Origin of the sequence: Cohnella fermenti (genome assembly GCF_004801405.1) — a bacterium.
In the GTDB taxonomy this organism is placed as follows: Bacteria; Bacillota; Bacilli; order Paenibacillales; family Paenibacillaceae; genus Cohnella; species Cohnella fermenti.
On the sequence record NZ_SSOB01000096.1, the window covers coordinates 1 to 1909 of the forward strand.

At 54.2% G+C, this 1909-nt stretch carries 1 protein-coding gene; it reads right to left on the bottom strand.

What is annotated here, in order from left to right; all coding sequences use genetic code 11:
* Positions 1-78: 78 nt before the first annotated feature.
* The gene (gene ltrA / locus E6C55_RS33100; protein WP_136374104.1) at positions 79-1479 is read right to left on the bottom strand and encodes a group II intron reverse transcriptase/maturase; all 1401 of its coding nucleotides are present in this window, start codon (positions 1477-1479) and stop codon (positions 79-81) included.
* Positions 1480-1909: the final 430 nt, after the last annotated feature.

Sequence of the window (1909 nt, forward strand, 5' to 3'; positions counted from 1 at the left end):
CGATCGGATAGGAGGCTACCCATTAGTTGAGTAGCCGACCTTCCACACCACCGTACGTACCGTTCGGTATACGGCGGTTCAACCGTTTGAGTGCAGTTGACGCAAGCGCTCGTACTGTGCAGGGAAGTCATAATATCCTGCCTGTGCGAGCCTTGCGTTTGTTACAGAGCGATTCAATACTGCGCTTCCGGCTATTCGCCAGTAGCCCAGCCTTGTGTTCCCCCACTGGTAGGCCTGCCACTCCGGTATTCCCAGCTTTTGCAGGTTTTGCACCTTCGTTCGAGGCTTCTTCCACTGTTTCCAGATGTACATCCGCATTCGTCTTCGCAGCCATTCGTTCCAGCCTTGCAGGATTCGCTTCATGTCCGCTACATAGAAATAGCCGATCCATCCGCGTATATAGACCTTTACGTTCTCCATCACTTGCCGGGCTTTCCTGCCTTGACTGCGACTCGTTAGCTCCTTCAGCTTCTTCTTTGCCTTGGCTAGAGATTGACGGTGGACGCGTATATAGACGCCCTTCCCGTTCTTCCCCAACGCGAATCCAAGGAATTTGAAGTGCTTTTGTGCCACGATGCTGACCACCTTGCTCTTCTGCGTATTCATGTGGAGCTTGAGCTTCTGTTCCAAATACGTCCGGCTGGATTCCAGCAGTCGCTCCGCTGCTCGCCTGCTTTTCGCGAGTACGACGATGTCATCCGCATAGCGGATAACCGTCACGCCCCGGCTTTCCATCTCCTGATCGAATTCATTCAGATAGATGTTCGCTAATAGCGGTGATAGCGGTCCACCCTGGGGCGATCCTTCCTCCGTTGCCCGACGTACGCCGTTCTCCATCACTCCGCTTTTTAGATACTTCTTGATCAGGTCGATGACGCGTTTGTCCGGGATTCGCTTGCGCAGCAAGTTTAAAAGAAGCTCGTGGTTCAACGTGTCAAAGTATTTCGACAGGTCAATCTCGACCGCATGTCCGTAATCCTGTTCCGCATAGGTTTTGACTTTGCGAATCGCTTGCTGGGCACTTCTTCCCGGGCGGTAGCCGTAGCTCCCCTCCGAGAAGAGCGGCTCGAATAGCGGTTGCAGTTGCTGCGCGATCGCTTGCTGGATCACCCGGTCTACGACTGTCGGGATACCCAGCTTTCGAGTGCCGCTTCCATCTGGTTTGGGGATCTCCTTGCACCGCACCGGGCTTGGCTTGTAGTGCCCTTCCCGAATGCTTTGCAGGAGTCCATCTCTGTTCTCCCGCAGCCACGGCGATGCCGCCTCGACGGTCATCCCATCGATTCCCGGCGCGCCATGATTGCGTTTGACCTGCTTGTATGCCCGGTTCAGATTTTCTCTGTTCAGGATACGTTCCATCAGGCCCTCTGCACCGTCTCTTTCTTTCCCTTCTCGAGCTTCGATGCTCCGCGCTCCTGCATCCCCTTCGCGTTCCACGCTATCTCTTTGCCGGCAGCCCTTTCGGTATTCTGCTTTCATCGCATCGACTCTCCTTTCAGTCTGTACTCGAGACTTCCGATTGTTCAGCCCTTCCGTTCGTCGCTGTCGCGACTCACGTACTATGGCGTCTGCTGACTTCTCACAGCAAGCTTTACTCCGTGTTTCGGTTTTTTTTTTCCTACACCACGTCTGTGAGACCTCCCCGGGTAAGAGCGGTAACTTTCCCCTCATCTATCTGCCACATCTACATGATGAGATTCGGGCAGTATTGGACTTTACTTTGTTAAGCAAGCTCGTCCATCTCACCATGCCTTTTATGTGATTTCTGTTCGTCAGACCGAGGGTTTGCCTCCGGCTTCCTTCAGATTCGGCCTCGCGACCGACACCCTTGCCTTCAGCTAACAGTTCCTACTGCCAAGCCTGTAGCGGACTTGCACCGCCTAGTTACCGCCCATGCCGGGCGCACTTA

Bases quoted from the DNA above. Each gene is read 5' to 3' on its own strand.
- ltrA (WP_136374104.1), bottom strand. From the start codon at position 1,479: ATGAAAGCAGAATACCGAAAGGGCTGCCGGCAAAGAGATAGCGTGGAA.